This window comes from Halalkalibacter oceani (assembly GCF_023715705.1).
Lineage (GTDB): Bacteria > Bacillota > Bacilli > Bacillales > Bacillaceae_D > Halalkalibacter > Halalkalibacter oceani_A.
In genome coordinates this window covers 1-17,439 of the sequence record NZ_JAMBOS010000042.1, presented here as the reverse complement: position 1 = coordinate 17,439, position 17,439 = coordinate 1, and the positions used below count along the sequence as shown (strand labels likewise).

Below are 17,439 nucleotides of genomic sequence, written 5' to 3'. Positions count from 1 at the left end.
TGTTCAGTTTTCAAAGAACTCGTTGTCGTTTATGGCGACTTAATTATCATATCAAATACTGACTCACTCGTCAATACTTTTTTTAATTAAGTTTCATTCGTCATTGGCGACAAGAAATAATATAACACATCTAAAAAGATTAATGCAACTGTTTTTTGAAATACTTTAAAAATATTTAGCAGGAAGGCAATGACTCAAACGGATTGCTGACCATTGAGTCATTGCCCCTTGTCATTTCAACTATCCTCTAGCATAAGGAACGTAAGATGGCCTTTCGATTAATTACTTCACATACTCATTGCTCACTAACCTATCCTGCAGGACCTCAGTCGGAACAACAAACTCGACCACACCCATATAGCCGGGGGCTACTTCATACTCATTAAAAGAGATGACCAGCTTATTCTCTTCATTAATATAAAAACTCTGCTCGGCGTCAATCGTGCTGAAGCCTTCAGTGCCGGCCGGATCATCCGCCGATTCAATAAAATAGGTTTTAGAAGAGTCTTCATTCATTTGCTGTGTCATCTGACTTTTAATGTTTTCACTAATTACATCAATATAGCTGCTATCGTTAAACAGACTTGGCAGCGTCACGATCACTTGATTCTTCTTGTCAATCGTATCATATTGAATGGTTGTCATTGATGAGCCAACCGTTTCCTCCACATAACGTCCGAGAGATAAAATTTGATCGGTTTCCGTTTTCACTTCATAGCCACTGTCTACTTTTAAAAATCCATCCTCGCCAAAAGCCTGTGCCCGCTCCATCTCAGTCATAAATGCCTCATAAAGAGCCTGTCCCTCTTCTACGTATTGCTGATTTAATGTCTCTGCGAGTGACGAGTTCTCCAGATTATTTACTTCCGGCACTTTGATGTCTGCCTGATAGCCTCCCTCCTCAATGTGATACTCTTTAATCGTCAACACTTCGACCACTCTCCCTATAACCGGCACGTCAGTTAACGCTTTTGCAAAAGCAGGACTGACGTTTAAGCCTACCGCAAAAATAAAAAGGGCGGCGGCGGTTGCTGCAAACCAGCGCACGCCTGAACGGTGGCCAGGGGACCTTTGTAAAGCTTTTTCAACAACAAGGTCCAATTCAGAGGGAATCGGGATATTGTTATATTCTCTTTTCCATCGTTTCATTCTGTTATCCATTTTGGTTTACCCCCTCTACGCTCTCCAATTGAATGCGAAGAATTTTCAACGCTCGATAGATTCGTGTTTTTACAGTGTTCACATTCATATCCAATACTTCTGCCACTTCCTCAATTTTCAAATCCTCCAAAAATCGTAATACAATGACAGTACGGTAATCTGGAGACAACGTATGTAAAGCTTCGTACAGGTCAAAATCTTTATACTGATCTTCACGTCCGGCGGAGTGCTGTTGAAGCGTGTGATCATCCATGACCTTCACTTTCTTTCTCCGCCGGAGAAAATCCAATGAGGTATTGACCACAATCCGGTAAAACCAGCTTTTAAGTGCCCGGCTGTCTTTCAAGTTGTTTGTGACGAGTGCTTTTTGAATCGAATCCTGAACGATATCAAGCGCATCTTCGGAATTTTGTACATAACTGTAAGCAATCCGGTAAAAATTTTCTTTGTTTTGCATAGCAAACTCAGCGATTGCTTTGCTGTGCCCAGTTTTTCTGTTCAATCCCTCTCCCTCCCCTTGTTTCATTCTCGTTAGCTAACGGTCTTTCTATAACATAGACGAACAAGCGCCATGAAAAAGTTTTCCTTCAGATAAAATCTTTCATCCATTATGGACAAGAGAGCTATCCCGAATGCACGCCATGAAAAAGAGCCTGAGACAAAAGGGCGCTGTGTTTCCCTTCTGTCTCAAGCTCAAAGCAGGCGTAGAAACGAAGCCATTGCCATGCTTTTATCTCGACTTCTGCCCCCACCAAATCCATGCCATTCCTCAAATAATAAATTGCTTCACCACGATCAGCAAAACCACTCCCGGAAGACCCAGAATTCCTGAAACCGCCGCCGTTACGCCATTTATCGGGATATGAAAATCAAAAAAGGAGCCAAACGCATTAACAAAAAACAGCATCAGCGCTCCAATGATAAACTTAACGAAGACATTCCCTACAAAACGCAGCGGCTTCATTGGCGCGCCGACAACCAACAAAATAAGAATCAACCCTCCCAATAAAGAAAGAAGTACAATCGAATCCATACGACCACTCCCTGGCTTGTCTTAAAAGTTGTTCGCACAACCTCCTATAGACAACCTATGCCAGGAGGAACAAAAAAAGACCGCGCAAACGGCCTTATTCTAAAGTACTCGGTTATCCTTTGTCGCATGTCGCGCTCTTGCTTCTCTCAACAAAAAAGAATATAAGGAATCTGTAATCTTTTTTCTTTGCAGGACGTCTTCACTCGGCTCGACACTGCGCCTGATTAATTGCTGCTGGCTGTCGAGGCTGTGTTTATGATCCTCAATTAGCTGAATTAAACGCTCGTCCTCCTGCGCCCGCAATCGTTGCTTTTTCGAAAAAAACATTTTTACCCCACCTTATAGCTCTCTGCGACCTTCTATTGCTCGTGACAATGTGACCTCATCAGCATATTCTAAATCGCCGCCAACCGGAAGGCCATGGGCAATTCTCGTAACCTTGATTCCCGTCGGTTTCACCAATCTTGAAATATACATCGCCGTCGCTTCTCCCTCAATTGTCGGGTTCGTCGCAATAATCACTTCCTGAATCGTATCGTCCTGAAGCCGCTTCAGCAGCTCAGGAATTTTAATATCTTCAGGGCCGATTCCATCCATCGGCGAGATCGCCCCGTGCAGAACATGATATTTCCCACGGTATTCTTTCATTTTTTCCATCGCGATCACGTCCTTTGCTTCCTGCAGGACGCAAATGGTCGTTTCATCGCGGTGCTTATCTTCACAAATCCGGCAAGGGTCCGTATCGGTAATATTATGACAGACGGAGCAATAGGTTAGATTGCGTTTGGCATTCACCAATGCTTTCGCGAAGTCAAGCACATCATCTTCCTTCATATCCAGTACAAAAAAAGCCAGGCGGCTCGCCGTCTTAGGCCCGATACCTGGCAACTTCATAAAACCTTCTATTAATTTCGCAATCGGTTCAGGATATTGCACCTTTTCCCCTCCTAGAACATTCCAGGCATATTCATTCCTTTAGTAAACTTGCCCATATCTTGCTCAATTAGCTCGTCAACTTTCTTCAACGCTTCATTTGTCGCCGCAAGCACTAAGTCCTGAAGCATTTCCACATCATCAGGATCAACGACATCTTCAGAAATGTTCACATCAAGAATGCGCTTGTCACCGCTCGCTACCACCGTCACCATTCCGCCGCCGGCTGTTGCTTCCACAGTCTTTTCCTTTAATTCTTCCTGTGCCTTCAACATTTGCTTTTGCATCTTTTGCATTTGTTTCATCATATTACCCATATTTTTCATTGTAAACTTCCTCCTTTTCGATTATCCATCTACGATTTCGATTAATTCTTCTCCTACCAGTTTGATCGCTTCATCAATCAGTGTATCATTTTCTTCTTCGTCGCCGCTTTTTTGCTCATGGACAAACTCCTGCTTCACCTGCTCCCAGTGATGCTGAAGAATTGTCACAAAGGATGATTGTCCTTGAAGCGCCTCTTGCAAAATTTGTTCCAGCACAGCACGAAACTTCGTATCCATCATATCACGATGCATTTCATTTTGGAACGCCAGAACGATTGTACTGGCGGAAGCCGCTACTGGTTTGCTATCCATTAGCCAGGCGTGTGCCGGAACGCTTTGCGATTTAATCCGCTCCATCACATCACCCCAGCTCGCCGTCACCTGCTGCAAGCTTCTCTTATCAGCATCCTTGATCGTTTCTTTCACCTTCGCTGTCGACATTCTGGCTTGTGCCGGAACCTTTTTCGGACGCCTTTGTGCCGGCGCGGTCGTTTGCTCTTTACCTTGTTCAGCACCGCCTGATTGCTTCAACTGTTCAAATGCCCTTTCAAGCGTCTGAATCTTCCCTTTCAGCTGCTCCACTTCATCTGAAGCAACCGCAGCGGTTGGCGCTTGAGCCGGCTGTCTGGGCACTTTTTGATTCACGAGCTTCATCAAAGCGAGCTCAAGAAAAATCTTCGGATGAGCCGAACCTTTCATTTCCTGCTGACTTTTATTTAAAGAATCAATCGCCCGATACAGCCACCCTTCATCCACTTCAGCCGCAAGCCGCTGGAACACCTCATCAGGCTTGGCGCGCTCAAGCAGCTCCTCTGCCTGGGGAGCGTGCTTATAAAGCAGCATATCACGGAAATAATAGACGGTATCCTCAATGAGCCGCAGTGGGTCTTTCCCATCCTGAAGCAATTGATCAAGCTGCTCTAACACTTTCACTGTCTCTCCCGCGTGAATCGCCTCAACAATAACCTGCAAAGCATGCTGTGAGACGGCCCCTGTTACGGCAAGCACATCGGCAAGCGTTAATGATTCATCGGCGAAAGAGATCGCCTGATCAAGCAGACTTAAAGCGTCACGCATCCCGCCCTCTGCGGCGCGGGCAATCATCAATAGCGCATCCTCTTCAAAAGCAACCCCGTCATGCTCAAGTATATGAGCTAAACGCGCGACAATCGCTTGGCTTGTAATCCGCTTAAAGTCGAAGCGCTGGCATCTCGATATGATCGTAAGCGGGATTTTATGCGGTTCAGTCGTCGCCAGTATAAATAAAACATGACTCGGCGGTTCCTCCAACGTTTTTAATAAAGCGTTGAACGCCCCTGTCGACAACATATGTACTTCATCAATGATATACACCTTATAGCGCACTTCATTCGGGGCGAACTTCACTTTATCGCGAATATCGCGAATTTCATCGACCCCATTATTGGAAGCCGCATCAATTTCCATTACATCAACAATCGAGCCATTCGTAATGCCGATACATGCCGGGCATTCATTACAAGGCTCGGCAACAGGAGCTTTCTGACAATTTATTGCCTTGGCAATAATTTTGGCCGCACTCGTTTTTCCCGTTCCCCGCGGCCCCGAAAAAAGGTAGGCGTGGGAAAGTTTTTCCTGCAACAAAGCATTTTGCAATGTTCTTGTTATATGCTCCTGGCCAACCACATCCTTTAACAGCTGCGGTCTCCACACACGATACAATGCTTGATAGCCCACTCTCCTGCTCCTCCTTCCGTCATCTTTCTCCATTATAGCTTTAATAGCTTCATTTTCAAAGGCTTGCAGCAAAGAACATGCGGAAGTTTTCAGGCGCCGTTGGCAGCCTGAAGCTTCTCATGCAATAGCTTAAAAGGGGTTGTTCCTAAAACTTAGGAACAACCCCTTTTTCATAAAATGAATACCGTGCACCTTCCGTTGATAATGCCACCCCGGGCGCTACCTAAGCAGTTAGCTCGACTCAGGCGACTCCACGGCACACGAAAGGGTCCACTTACTGCTGCTTCCTTCCGGACCTGACAGGGTTCATGGGTTTCCGTTGCGTGGAACCCAAGCGTCAACACCACTTACTTAGGTCAGACCCCACGGTGACAGAACCTCGGGAAGGAGTTCAGTCTCGCTATAGCGGATTGCGAGTACAGGGCACCGCTACCTCCCCACCTAGCACGGCAAATTGATTAACGTAGTTAGGCGTCTTTTATCGACGCATGTTTTAGTATAGTGGTTTTTGCCCAAAAAAGCAACAGGAAGAAGGAGGAAGTCGATTTCACTCCGTACTTCCGCCTTTCTTGCGTGCTCTCAGTTGGCGAAAAAAAGCCCGCAGCCTCTCAGCACACTCCTTTTCCATGCAGCCGGATACAACAGCGGCCGTATGGTTAAAGCGCGGCTCATCAAGCAGATTCATCAATGTCCCCGCACAGCCGGCCTTTGGATCCGACGCTCCGTAGACAACTTTTTCAATCCGCGACTGCACGATCGCTCCGGCGCACATCGGACAAGGCTCCAGTGTGACATACAATGTACAGTCAAGCAGTCGCCAACTGCCAAGCTTTTTACAGGCTTCCTCTATCGCAAGCAGCTCCGCGTGGGCGAGCGCCTGCCGATCACATTCCCGGCGATTATGCGCGGCCGCAATCAGCTCATCTCCCCGAACGACAACAGCGCCAATTGGCACTTCCCCAAGCGCCTCTGCCTTATCGGCCTCTTTTAGCGCAAGCTTCATCCACTTTTCGTCTTTATCCATAGCTTGTCCCCTTTTCTTCTACTTAAGAGCACTTTCAAAAAATATAGAACGAATGGAGCCGGCACTCGGAGTCTTCAAACAAAAAACACTACCGTTTGCTGGTAGTGTGACTTTTTCAATATGGCGGAGGAAGAGGGATTCGAACCCCCGCGCGGTTTAACCCGCCTGTCGGTTTTCAAGACCGATCCCTTCAGCCGGACTTGGGTATTCCTCCACTTGAACTTGCTGACAAAGAATAATATATCAAATCGACAAATGAATTGCAAGGCATTTTTTACAAAAAACATAGAGGCCAGGCAAAAGGAAAAACAACCTTTATCCCAGCCTCCCGAAAACGGCGAGAGCGGGCAGTCTCTTTCTTTCGTGTCCAACAGCCCGCCGCCTCATTTCAAGTGTTTTTCATACTTTTTTCTTCTATTATAAGATTACTGCTCTAGCACGACATCCTGAAGACGGATAATCCGTGTTGGGTCCTGCCATAGATTTTTAACCTTATCACTTACACCAAGCAAGTATTCCTGATGGTGAATATAAAGCATTGGCGCCTCGTCGACTAAAATCTCCTGAATCTGGCTGTAAAGCTCTAAACGCTCATCAGGATCCGGATTTTGACGGGCTTGCTCCAACAAATCATCCAGCTCAGGGTTGCTGAGGAACGTCCGGTTCCCCGGCTCACCAAAGTTAGACGAGTGGAACAATGGATACATACCGTAGTCACCATCACCTGTTACAGTTGTCCAGCCAAGAACAAACATATCATGGGCACCACTTGCTGTCTGGTCAAGATACGCTCCCCATTCGACGACTTCAATCTCTGCATGAACGCCGATTTCCGCTAATGCCGCTTGTGTAAATGTCGCGATATCCATCCGCTCACGATCATCATTTGTCCAAAGCGTTGTTGAGAAGCCGTCCGGATAACCAGCTTCCGCCAATAGTTCCTTCGCTCTTTCAGGGTTGTACTCTAAGCCGGTCGCATTTTCATCATATCCAAATACGTCTGGAGCGATCGGACCGATTGCCGGCACGCCCGCGCCATCATAAATTCCCTGGATAATTGAATCCTTGTCAATCGCCATTGAGATCGCCTGACGGACAAGCTTATTATCAAAAGGCTCCTTTTCAGCGTTGAAGCCGATATACGTCAAGGCAACACTTGGCTGACGGTTCACATGAAGCCCATTTGTGCTTTCAACCCGTTGAACGTCGGCCGGACTTAATGGCTCCGATACATGTGAAGCCCCTGTTTCAAGCTCACTGATACGCGTTAAATCTTCCGGAACAACCTTGAACACAACAGAGTCAAGCTTAGCCGGCTCGCCCCAGTAGTCATCATTGCGTACAAGACGGATTTCCGTTCCAGGATTCCAGCTGTCAAACTTAAAGAAGCCTGTCCCGATCGGACCATTATTAATCACGCTTCCCGGTTCTTCCCCGGCTTCCATTGCTTCATAATCAGCAGCAATTAATTCAGGTGAGATCATTCCGCCACCATTATGAGCAAGGTGAGCCGGAAGTGGAGCAAACGGGTACTCCGTTACAAATTGAACTGTATAAGGATCAATTACATTAACCTCTGAAATCATATCAAACAAGAAAGAACGTGGTGATGCGATCGCCGGGTCGAGAACACGATCAATATTCGCCTTCACGACATCAGCATTAAATTCCGAACCATCATGGAAGGTTACTCCTTCACGAAGCTTGAACTCCCAGGTTGTCTCGTCAATCGCATCCCAGCTCTCTGCCAGCCCAGGCTCAAGCTCCATATTCTCATTGTACTTTACTAATGATTCGTAAATATTATAGTAAACATTACTAGAAGGAGTATCATTCGAACCGTGAGGATCAAGTGCTCTCGCGTCGGATAAAAGAGCGATAACTAGCTCGCCGCCTTCAGCCGTTCCCTCCGTCGCTTCATCCTGAGTCCCTTCTTCATCTGGTGCCTGCGCCCCCTCATCAGGCTCACTTGCGCATGCCACCAGTGTAAAAGCCAGCACAAGCCCCAGTATCATAGCAAAAAGTGAATTTTTTGATATTTTCACCGATTATTACCTCCCATGTTCTTTTTTTGAAAAATCAAGTAAAAACAATATCAATATAACGTAACTTTTACAAAAAAACAAGAAATTTTTTAAGGTTTTCACACGGTAACGCGGTCTAACATCACAGTAATAAGGATTGAGGGACTTTTCTCACAATTTTATTATTCCAAATAATTTGAACACTCGAATATTCCTAATTATATTAAAAGAATTATTTTACATTGTAATATTCGGTCAGGCTCGGTATAATCAAACTTCGAGAAAGCATTTAAATTGTGTTAAAATTTAAAGCATTTTGAGAAAGGATGAAAAAAATGAGCGAACAGACAATAAATCAGTCGCAGGACACAAGTCCACCTCCTAACCCTCGAATTGAGAGTTGGAAAAACTTTTTTACTAAGCTTCGAAAGAATAAAGCGGCTATGGTTGGTGGACTTTTAATCTTATTTTTTCTAGTAGTGGCGATCATCGGGCCCTTTCTTACCCCTTATGAGCCCAATACTCCTGATTATGTAAATAAGCTCGCCCCTCCTTCCAGCGATCATTGGTTCGGAACCGACCATCATGGAAGAGATATTTTCACAAGAATTATTCATGGGATGTCACTTACTCTTTATGTCGGTGTTGTTTCAGTCCTGATCGGTGCTGTTATCGGTGTATTGCTTGGTATTATCTCTGGTTACTACGGAAAGCGCGTTGATGCTTTTATTATGCGCTGTATGGACGTATTACTAGCTTTCCCCGGCATTCTGTTGGCGCTTGCCATTGTCAGTGTGCTTGGCGGAAGCTTAAATAATGTCATTATCGCTGTCGGGATTTTTTCCATTCCTGTCTTTGCCCGGATTGTCCGCGGTTCAACCCTTGCCGTCCGGAAGCTGGAATACATTGATGCCGTCAAAGCGCTTGGCGCGAGTGATGCGCGAATTATTTTCAGACATATCCTGCCAAATGTCACATCTCCCCTTATTGTCCAAGCTACATTAAGCATTGCGACCTCAATTTTGACCGCAAGTGGACTTTCTTTCCTGGGATTGGGCGCACAGCCGCCAACTCCGGAATGGGGAGCAATGCTTAGTGATGGTCGGAATTTTATGTGGGATGCACCGCATGTCGCCTTTTTCCCTGGAATTGCGATCGTGATTGTTGTGCTGGCATTTAATATTTTCGGTGATGGATTGAGAGATGCCCTTGATCCTAAGATGAAAAACTAGAAAAGAGGTGCAAACCATTGATTACTTTTATTGTTCGACGAATCATTCAAACAATTCCCGTTTTAATAGGTGTCACGATTCTGACGTTCAGTTTGATGCACCTCATTCCTGGTGATGCTGCACAGATTATGGCAGGGGAAAGTGCATCTCCGACCCAAGTGGAGCAAATGCGTGAGAGACTCGGCTTAAATGACCATGTTGTCGTCCAGTATTTGAAATATGTCGGAAATGCCGTTCAAGGGGACCTTGGCGCCTCTGTCAGAAGTGGCCGAGATGTCACCTCGGAAATTGGTGCCCGCTTTTGGGTAACGGTTGAGCTTGCCGTCTATAGTACGATCCTGAGTGTTTTTATCGGCTTAATTGCCGGGATTATTTCAGCAACAAGGCATTATACGTTGACCGATGCCATTATTATGATTATCGCTTTGTTTGGTCTCTCAATGCCGAACTTCTGGCTCGGCCTGATGCTGATTCAATGGTTCGCCAGCGGCTTTGAGGTCTCGCTGTTCGGCTTCTCTTTCCATACCGGCTGGTTTGCCTCCTCGGGTTGGGGCTCCTGGCAGCAGGTTGTCCTTCCGGTTGTTACACTGGGAACAGCCGGTGCGGCGATTATTGCCAGAATGACGCGCTCAAGCATGCTTGAAGTCATTGGCCAAGATTATATCCGCACCGCGCGGGCGAAGGGCGTCAAGGAACGTGTCGTTATTTACCGTCATGCGCTAAAAAATGCGCTTATCCCGGTTGTCACAGTTGTCGGAATCCAGTTCGGAACGTTGCTTGGCGGCGCGGTGCTGACCGAGACGGTATTTGCGATCAACGGTCTTGGACGGTTCATCATCGATGCGATTCGCGCCCGTGATTTCCCTGTCGTTCAAGGAACGGTGCTTGTCTTTTCATTGTTGTTTGTTTTTGTTAACTTACTTGTCGATATTGCCTATCGCTTATTAAATAAACGGATCGATTTAGATTAATCATTTACAAGGAAGGTGGGAAGCTTCATGACGGCTCATGTTCATGACGATAAGCCGATCCTCGAAGTCCGCGATCTCCGCACGTCCTTCTTTACAAAGGGCTTTGAGATCAAGGCAGTGGATGGCGTTAACTTTTCAGTTCCCAAAGGAAAAACACTTGGAATCGTCGGAGAATCTGGATCGGGAAAAAGCATCACGTCTCTTTCTATTCTTCGTTTAATTCAAAACCCTGGTAGAATTGTCGGGGGCGAGGTTCTCTTTAAAGGCGAGAACCTTGTCGAAAAAAGTGAAGCAGCGATGCGTAAAATTCGCGGCAATGAAATCTCGATGATCTTCCAGGAGCCAATGACTTCGCTCAATCCGGTTTACACGATCGGCCAGCAAATCGGTGAGGCTTTTAAAATTCATGAAGGAGCGGGCAAAAAAGAGGCGATTAACCGCTCGATTGAGATGCTGAAGCTCGTTGGGATTCCGGCCCCGGAAAAGCGCGTCCATCAATACCCGCACGAACTGTCTGGCGGAATGCGTCAGCGGGTCATGATTGCGATGGCACTTGCCTGTAATCCTGAGCTGCTCATTGCCGATGAACCGACTACCGCTCTCGATGTGACCATTCAGGCTCAGATTCTTGAGCTAATGAAGGACTTGCAAACACGTCTTGGCATGTCAATCATTATGATTACTCATGATCTTGGAGTCGTTGCGGAAACTTGTGATTATGTTGCGGTAATGTACTGCGGGAAAGTGATCGAATACGCAACCGTAAACGATTTATTTAAGAATCCGCGGCACCCTTATACAGTCGGATTGCTGAATTCCTTGCCGCGCCACGATATTGATCTTGGTGATGAGGAACTGTCTGTTATTAAAGGCTCGGTGCCTAATCCGACAGAATTGCCGAAGGGCTGCCGTTTTGCTCCGCGCTGTCCTCATGCAAATAAGGTATGCGTCGACGAACTTCCTCAGCTTGAGGAAGACGAAAATGGAAATCAGATACGCTGTTGGATTTACTCAGACAAGTGGGATGGCGATCCGGAGGTGAACATTCATGCAGAAAGAACTACTTAAGGTTGAAGACTTAAGGCAGCACTTTCCGATTAAAGGAGGCTGGCTTGGCCGGACGGTCAATCATGTTAAAGCCGTCGACGGCGTTTCCTTCACCGTTTACGAAGGGGAGACGGTCAGTATCGTTGGAGAATCAGGCTGTGGAAAATCAACAACCGGACGGGCAATTCTCCGTCTTGATGAGCCAACATCAGGCGAGGTGCATTTCGAAGGTGAGGATCTGCTTGCCTTAAGCAAAGCGCAAATGCGTAAAAAACGTAAAGATTTGCAGATCATTTTCCAGGACCCTTACGCGTCGATTAACCCGCGTCAAACGGTGCGTCAAGTGTTGGAGGAAGCAATGGCGATCCAAAATGTTGTGCCGCGTGAACAGCGTGCCGAACGGATCCGTGAATTAATGGAAACCGTCGGATTAGGTGCTCATCAGGCCGATCGCTTCCCGCACGAATTCAGTGGCGGACAACGGCAGCGGATCGGCATCGCCCGTGCTCTGTCCGTCAATCCGAAGCTCATTATTTGTGACGAGGCCGTATCGGCCCTTGACGTTTCCATTCAAGCTCAGGTCATTAATCTGCTGAAGAAGCTCCAGCGGGAGTTCCAGCTCACTTATTTGTTTATTTCGCATGATCTTGGGGTTGTCCGTCATATTTCGGATCGCGTCATCGTCATGTATCTCGGGCGGATCGTCGAAATCGGCGATAAGAAATCCGTCTTTGATAATGCACAGCATCCCTATACGAAGGCGCTGCTATCAGCAATTCCTGTACCCGATCCCGAAAAAAACAACGAGCGGATACTGTTAAAGGGAGATGTCCCGTCTCCGATTAATCCACCGGAAGGCTGTCGCTTCCATACACGCTGTCCGTTCGCGACAGATAAGTGCCGCACGGAGACACCTGAACTTCGTGCCGAGGATTATATGAAGGAAGGTCATCTGGCCGCCTGTCACTATATGAAAGAAATTGAGGCTGGCGAGATGCAGCCCCAATAAGAAAAGACGCCTGTGGCGTCTTTTGGTCCGTTTTTGCGGAGGGGCTGAAAACAAGTTTTCAAAAGTCACCCTCGTAACGTAGCCTTAAAAGGGATTGTCCTCTAAGCTTCGTGCTAGCGGACAATCCTTTATCTTTGCCTTCTACTAGTTCGGTGCGGTGATTTTGTCGACACCGCCCATATAAGGGCGCAGCACCTCAGGAATGACGATCGATCCGTCTTCCTCCTGGTAGTTTTCCAGCAGTGCAGCGACCGTACGGCCGACTGCAAGTCCTGACCCGTTCAATGTATGGACGAATTCCGGCTTGGCCTTCGGCTCTGGACGATATTTGATATTAGCCCGTCGTGCCTGGTAGTCCTCGAAGTTACTGCATGAAGAAATCTCGCGGTAAGAACCGTAGCTTGGAATCCACACTTCAATATCAAATTTTTTCGCTGCGGTAAAACCGAGATCGGCTGTACACATACTTAACACGCGATAAGGAAGCTCAAGCAGCTGCAGCACCTTTTCCGCATGCCCGGTAATTTGCTCAAGCGCTTCATAAGAATCCTCAGGCTTTACAAAGCGGACAAGCTCGACTTTGTTAAACTGGTGCTGACGAATTAAGCCCCTTGTATCGCGGCCGGCAGAACCAGCTTCAGAGCGGAAATTCGCGCTGTATGCTGTATAGGCAAGCGGCAATTGCTCCGCAGATAAAATTTCATCTCGATGAAGGTTCGTGACAGGCACTTCTGCTGTCGGAATTAAAAAGTAATCTTCCTCACGGATTTTAAAGGCATCCTCTTCAAATTTCGGCAGCTGTCCCGTCCCGGTCATGCTTGCTCGGTTGACCATATAAGGCGGCAAAATTTCAGTGTAACCATGCTCGTCCTGATGGAGATCCATCATAAAATTGATCAGCGCGCGCTCAAGTCTCGCTCCAAGCCCCTTGTAAAACACAAAGCGGCTCCCCGTTACTTTCGCTGCCCGTTCAAAATCCACGATATCAAGGGCAGAAGCAAGATCCCAATGAGGCTTCGCTTCAAACTCAAACGAACGGACTGTTCCCCATTTTCGAATCTCTACATTATCATCCTCTGACTCCCCGACCGGCACACTGTCATGCGGGACATTCGGAATCGTCAGCAGAATTCCTTCGAGCTCCTCCTCTACGTGGCGAAGTCCTTCATCAAGCGTTTTAATCCGTTCCGATACTTCCTTCGTTTCCTTAATTAGATGATCGGCATCCTGTTTCGCCCGCTTTAACTGGGCCACTTCCTGTGACACTTGATTACGACGGCTCTTTAATTCTTCCACTTCAACGATGATTGCCCGTCTTTTTTCATCCAACTCCGCAAAGCGGTCCAAGCCGGAGATATCTTCTCCTCTTGTTTTCAGGCTTGCCTTGATTGACTCTAAATCATTACGCAATCTCTTTATATCCAACATGTCATAATCCTCCTATCTAAGCTCGTTTCTATTTTAGCAAAAATCGATCCAAAAAAGCGACACCGGTCCATGAGAAAACCGCACAGCCATTTTTCCTCGATCTTTCATCGTTCAAAAAAAGCTCTCGTCCCTTCTTTTCTTGGAAAGAAGGGACGAGAGCTTGCCCGCGTTGCCACCCTAATTGCAAAAGCGAAGCATTCGCCCTTGCCACTTAGACTGATAACGGCAGCTACCGGAAAAGCTTCACCTTATGCTTCTGCTTTTCACTCAAAGGGGGATTTCCATTCAGGCTTTGTCCGGTTCGCACCTGCCACCGGCTCTCTGCTGCAAAGCACTGGATGTACTTGTCCTTTTCAACGCATTGTCTATTCAATTATTACTTCGTTTCTTTAACCATCTTTACAAAGAACTGATGAAAGCGGTGATCATCAGTAAGCTCTGGATGGAAGGAACAAGCGAGGAAATTCCCCTGCCGCGCTGCTACAATTTCATCACCGTACTTCGATAACACTTCGACATCTGTCCCGACCTCGACAATGAGTGGTGCACGAATGAAAACCGCGCGGATATCTTCACCGACGCCTGTAACATGTAGATCTGTTTCGAAGCTTTCCCGTTGACGGCCAAACGCATTGCGCTGGACCTTCATCTTCATTACAGCTAAATGCCCCTCAGGATAGCCGACAATCTCTTCAGCCATTAATATCAACCCGGCGCATGTCCCAAATATCGGCTTATTCGCTTCTGCAAACTGCTTCAATGGTTCAAAAAAGCCGTATCGATCAATAAGGCGTCGCATCGTCGTGCTTTCTCCGCCGGGCAGCACGAGACCGTCCAAATCCGCAAGCTGCTCGACCTTCTTAACGACGACAAGTTCCGTATCCGGCGCCATTAGACAATTAAGGTGCTCACGTACGGCTCCTTGTAGTGCTAATACTCCAATTTTCACCATCGCCTGCTAACGCCCTTTCTTCATTACGTGTCAGCTTACCAGCCGCGCTCCTGCATGCGCTCTGAAGGATTTAAAGAAGAAATCTCGATTCCCTTCATCGCTGTGCCGAGTCCTTTTGAAAGCTCAGCAATTAATCCATAATCCTCGTAGTGGGTAGTCGCCTCGACAATCGCCCGGGCGAACTTCTCAGGGTTGTCCGACTTAAAGATACCGGAACCGACAAATACACCGTCAGCGCCAAGCTGCATCATGAGTGCTGCGTCTGCAGGAGTCGCCACACCGCCGGCTGCAAAGTTAACTACCGGCAGCTTGCCAGTTTCTTTAATTTCAAGCAGCAGCTCAAGAGAGGCACCGAGATTTTTCGCTTCCGTCATCAGCTCATCCGTTGACATTTGTGTCACCTTACGGATTTGTCCTTGAATCATCCGCATATGACGAACAGCCTCCACAATATTTCCTGTTCCCGGCTCACCTTTCGTCCGAATCATCGAAGCACCCTCACTGATCCGGCGGGAAGCTTCGCCTAAATCACGCGCTCCGCATACGAATGGTACCGTGAAATCACGCTTATAAAGGTGAAAAACCTCATCCGCAGGAGTAAGCACTTCACTTTCATCGATGTAGTCAACACCCATTGCTTCAAGTACACGCGCTTCGACAATATGACCGATGCGGGCTTTTGCCATAACAGGAATCGATACAGCATTCAATACTTCCTCTACAATTGTCGGATCAGCCATCCGGGCAACTCCGCCGGCTGCGCGAATGTCCGCCGGCACACGCTCAAGCGCCATAACTGCCACCGCTCCAGCCTGTTCGGCAATCTTCGCTTGTTCTGCGTTAACGACGTCCATAATGACGCCACCCTTTTGCATTTCTGCCATGCCCCGCTTGACTCTGTCAGTTCCTGTTTGACTCATGTATAATTCCTCCTATACCGTTCCTCTAAGTTGGGTTTACCATCCTTTATAGTATACCTTAAAATCACACATATTCGCATTGTTTTCAGAAAACTATTTACAAGACTAGTCCAGCTGCTAGAACCAGCCTCTTACCATATCCGCCGCGCCATTCCAAACTCCTGAGAAAAAGCCGCCGACCGCTCTCATACTCATCGTAAACCAGCCAGCCCGCTCAACTGCTGCGCTTGTTACGACCGCTACTTCTTCGCGCTGGTCAGCATACAAAAACTCTTCCTCCTGCTCACCACCGTACTTCAGCGCCAGTCTACCTACTTGATGTCCCGCTTCAACCGGAGCCTCTAACTCTCCATCCTCGGTGAGTTGATTTTGATCAAGCTCAAGTACTGGTGAATACAGTTCTTCTTCCCCATTTAACACAACGGTTGAGAGAGGAGCCGCACTGGCAATGCTAACTTCCTTCTCTTTTCCTCCATGAACGGGCAATAACTCCTGTCCTTCCGGAATATATCCGTCACCAACCATCTCCATATGAGTAAAGCTTGCAAAGCCATAATCAAACAGCTTTGCTGTCTCATCAAAACGGGCATCGCGTGAACCAGTCCGCATTACGACAGAAATAAGCCGCATTCCATCTCTCTCAGCCGTTCCTGTAAATGCATTACCAGCCGCTGCCGTATAGCCGGTTTTCAACCCGTCTACACCCTCATAATTATGCTGTTCTTCAATTCCTGAAAGCATCCAATTCCAATTTCGCATTTCGATTTGTTCATCAGGTCCTGCTTCAAATGTCTTTGTCGGAATACTCGCCGTCTCCAACACCTCAGGATAATCACGGAGCAAAGAAAATGCCAGTTTAGCCGTGGCCCGCGCCGACATCATATTTTCATCAGATTCTCCCGTGCCGTCCGGATGATTGCCGAGCAGATCACTATTATTCAACCCAGTTGAATTGACAAATTGATAATCTTCGAGACCTAACTCCGCCGCTTTCTCGTTCATCATTTTAACGAACTCTGTTTCAGAGCCCGCAATCAGCTCAGCCAAGGCGATTGTCGAAGCATTCGCTGAATAAATCGCTACTGATTCGTAAAGCTGCTCAACCGTATACGTTGCATCCTGTCGAAGCGGAACATTCGACAAGTCAATATACAAAGAAAGACTTCTTACAAAATCGCTAATCGGAACCTCTTGCTCCCAACTAATGGTCCCGTTATTAATTGCTTCTAAAATGAGATACTCACTCATCATTTTTGTCATACTGGCTGTTGGTAAAATTTGATCAATATTTTTCTGGAATAAAATTTTTCCTGTACCTGCGTCGACTAAAATCGCTGATTCAGCTTCTAAATCAAAGGAAGCCGTGGCTTGTTGATTTCCTGCAAAAGCAAAAAACAACGCCATTGTCAGCAATAAGATAAGTGATTTTTTTCTTACTTGCTGTTTCACCCTTACACCTCCACACCTTTTCACATAGACGTTATTTTACCACACCAAAGCATAAAAAAATAGATAGAGAAGACCTCTATCTATTTTTTCAGACTGTTGAGAAAGTCTTCTCAACAGTCTTTTTTTGTAGATATTAATCCGATTATTCGGGTAAATATAGTATAATATAGGTAGATTAATTGTGAGGTGAGTTGTGTATGTTACGCCCTGTCCG

17 protein-coding genes, 1 tRNA gene, 1 other RNA gene and 1 other annotated feature are annotated in these 17,439 nt (G+C 46.8%); of the genes, 4 read left to right on the top strand and 15 right to left on the bottom strand.

Annotated elements, in window-relative coordinates; all coding sequences use genetic code 11:
• Positions 1–282 precede the first annotated feature (282 nt).
• From M3212_RS21125 to M3212_RS21075, 11 genes are all read right to left on the bottom strand, one after another.
• Positions 283–1,161, bottom strand: coding sequence for an anti-sigma-V factor rsiV (locus M3212_RS21125; RefSeq protein WP_251195898.1), 879 nt, complete (start codon positions 1,159–1,161; stop codon positions 283–285).
• Entirely contained in the window at positions 1,154–1,663 is a 510-nt protein-coding gene (locus M3212_RS21120) for a sigma-70 family RNA polymerase sigma factor (RefSeq protein ID WP_285874943.1), read from the bottom strand. The genes M3212_RS21125 and M3212_RS21120 overlap by 8 nt, the downstream gene beginning before the upstream one ends.
• Positions 1,664–1,930: 267 nt before the next feature.
• The gene (locus M3212_RS21115; protein WP_251195897.1) at positions 1,931–2,194 is read right to left on the bottom strand and encodes a pro-sigmaK processing inhibitor BofA family protein; all 264 of its coding nucleotides are present in this window, start codon (positions 2,192–2,194) and stop codon (positions 1,931–1,933) included.
• A 99-nt stretch (positions 2,195–2,293) separates the two neighbouring features.
• The gene (locus tag M3212_RS21110) at positions 2,294–2,521 is read right to left on the bottom strand and encodes a YaaL family protein (protein ID WP_251195896.1); all 228 of its coding nucleotides are present in this window, start codon (positions 2,519–2,521) and stop codon (positions 2,294–2,296) included.
• Positions 2,522–2,533: 12 nt separating this feature from the next.
• A complete protein-coding gene (gene recR / locus M3212_RS21105; RefSeq protein ID WP_251195895.1) occupies positions 2,534–3,130 on the bottom strand; it encodes a recombination mediator RecR in 597 nt (198 codons plus the stop codon).
• Between the two features lie 11 nt (positions 3,131–3,141).
• Complete coding sequence (locus tag M3212_RS21100; RefSeq protein WP_251195894.1) at positions 3,142–3,453, bottom strand: YbaB/EbfC family nucleoid-associated protein; 312 nt, start codon at positions 3,451–3,453, stop codon at positions 3,142–3,144.
• A 21-nt stretch (positions 3,454–3,474) separates the two neighbouring features.
• Positions 3,475–5,169: a DNA polymerase III subunit gamma/tau gene (dnaX, locus tag M3212_RS21095; RefSeq protein ID WP_251195893.1), complete on the bottom strand. Its 1,695-nt coding sequence runs from the start codon at positions 5,167–5,169 to the stop codon at positions 3,475–3,477.
• Positions 5,170–5,353: 184 nt separating this feature from the next.
• An RNA gene (ffs, locus tag M3212_RS21090) (signal recognition particle sRNA large type) lies at positions 5,354–5,619 on the bottom strand.
• Between the two features lie 97 nt (positions 5,620–5,716).
• Complete coding sequence (gene tadA, locus M3212_RS21085) at positions 5,717–6,193, bottom strand: tRNA adenosine(34) deaminase TadA (protein ID WP_251195892.1); 477 nt, start codon at positions 6,191–6,193, stop codon at positions 5,717–5,719.
• A gap of 121 nt (positions 6,194–6,314) precedes the next feature.
• Positions 6,315–6,407: transfer RNA gene (locus tag M3212_RS21080), tRNA-Ser, on the bottom strand.
• Between the two features lie 211 nt (positions 6,408–6,618).
• On the bottom strand, positions 6,619–8,238 hold the full coding sequence (locus tag M3212_RS21075; RefSeq protein WP_251195891.1) for a glutathione ABC transporter substrate-binding protein: 1,620 nt from the start codon (positions 8,236–8,238) through the stop codon (positions 6,619–6,621).
• A gap of 314 nt (positions 8,239–8,552) precedes the next feature.
• Here M3212_RS21075 and M3212_RS21070 point away from each other — a divergent pair, with 314 nt between their 5' ends.
• The 4 genes from M3212_RS21070 to M3212_RS21055 are packed head-to-tail and all read left to right on the top strand — an operon-like array spanning position 8,553 to position 12,476.
• Positions 8,553–9,449: an ABC transporter permease gene (locus M3212_RS21070; protein WP_251195890.1), complete on the top strand. Its 897-nt coding sequence runs from the start codon at positions 8,553–8,555 to the stop codon at positions 9,447–9,449.
• Between the two features lie 17 nt (positions 9,450–9,466).
• Positions 9,467–10,420 (top strand): ABC transporter permease, encoded by a 954-nt coding sequence (locus tag M3212_RS21065; protein WP_251195889.1) that lies wholly within the window; start codon positions 9,467–9,469, stop codon positions 10,418–10,420.
• Between the two features lie 27 nt (positions 10,421–10,447).
• Entirely contained in the window at positions 10,448–11,488 is a 1,041-nt protein-coding gene (locus M3212_RS21060) for an ABC transporter ATP-binding protein (RefSeq protein ID WP_251195888.1), read from the top strand.
• Entirely contained in the window at positions 11,469–12,476 is a 1,008-nt protein-coding gene (locus tag M3212_RS21055) for an ABC transporter ATP-binding protein (protein ID WP_251195887.1), read from the top strand. Before M3212_RS21060 ends, M3212_RS21055 begins: the two co-directional genes overlap by 20 nt.
• A gap of 144 nt (positions 12,477–12,620) precedes the next feature.
• On the opposite strand, the gene serS is transcribed toward M3212_RS21055, so the two are convergent.
• From serS to M3212_RS21035, 4 genes are all read right to left on the bottom strand, one after another.
• A complete protein-coding gene (gene serS / locus M3212_RS21050) occupies positions 12,621–13,904 on the bottom strand; it encodes a serine--tRNA ligase (RefSeq protein WP_251195886.1) in 1,284 nt (427 codons plus the stop codon).
• Between the two features lie 145 nt (positions 13,905–14,049).
• Positions 14,050–14,270, bottom strand: a binding site (T-box leader).
• A 10-nt stretch (positions 14,271–14,280) separates the two neighbouring features.
• Positions 14,281–14,856, bottom strand: coding sequence for a pyridoxal 5'-phosphate synthase glutaminase subunit PdxT (gene pdxT / locus M3212_RS21045; RefSeq protein ID WP_251195885.1), 576 nt, complete (start codon positions 14,854–14,856; stop codon positions 14,281–14,283).
• 35 nt (positions 14,857–14,891) lie between these two features.
• Positions 14,892–15,776, bottom strand: coding sequence for a pyridoxal 5'-phosphate synthase lyase subunit PdxS (pdxS, locus tag M3212_RS21040; protein WP_251195884.1), 885 nt, complete (start codon positions 15,774–15,776; stop codon positions 14,892–14,894).
• A gap of 117 nt (positions 15,777–15,893) precedes the next feature.
• The gene (locus M3212_RS21035; protein ID WP_285874946.1) at positions 15,894–17,180 is read right to left on the bottom strand and encodes a D-alanyl-D-alanine carboxypeptidase family protein; all 1,287 of its coding nucleotides are present in this window, start codon (positions 17,178–17,180) and stop codon (positions 15,894–15,896) included.
• Between the last annotated feature and the right edge of the window lie 259 nt (positions 17,181–17,439).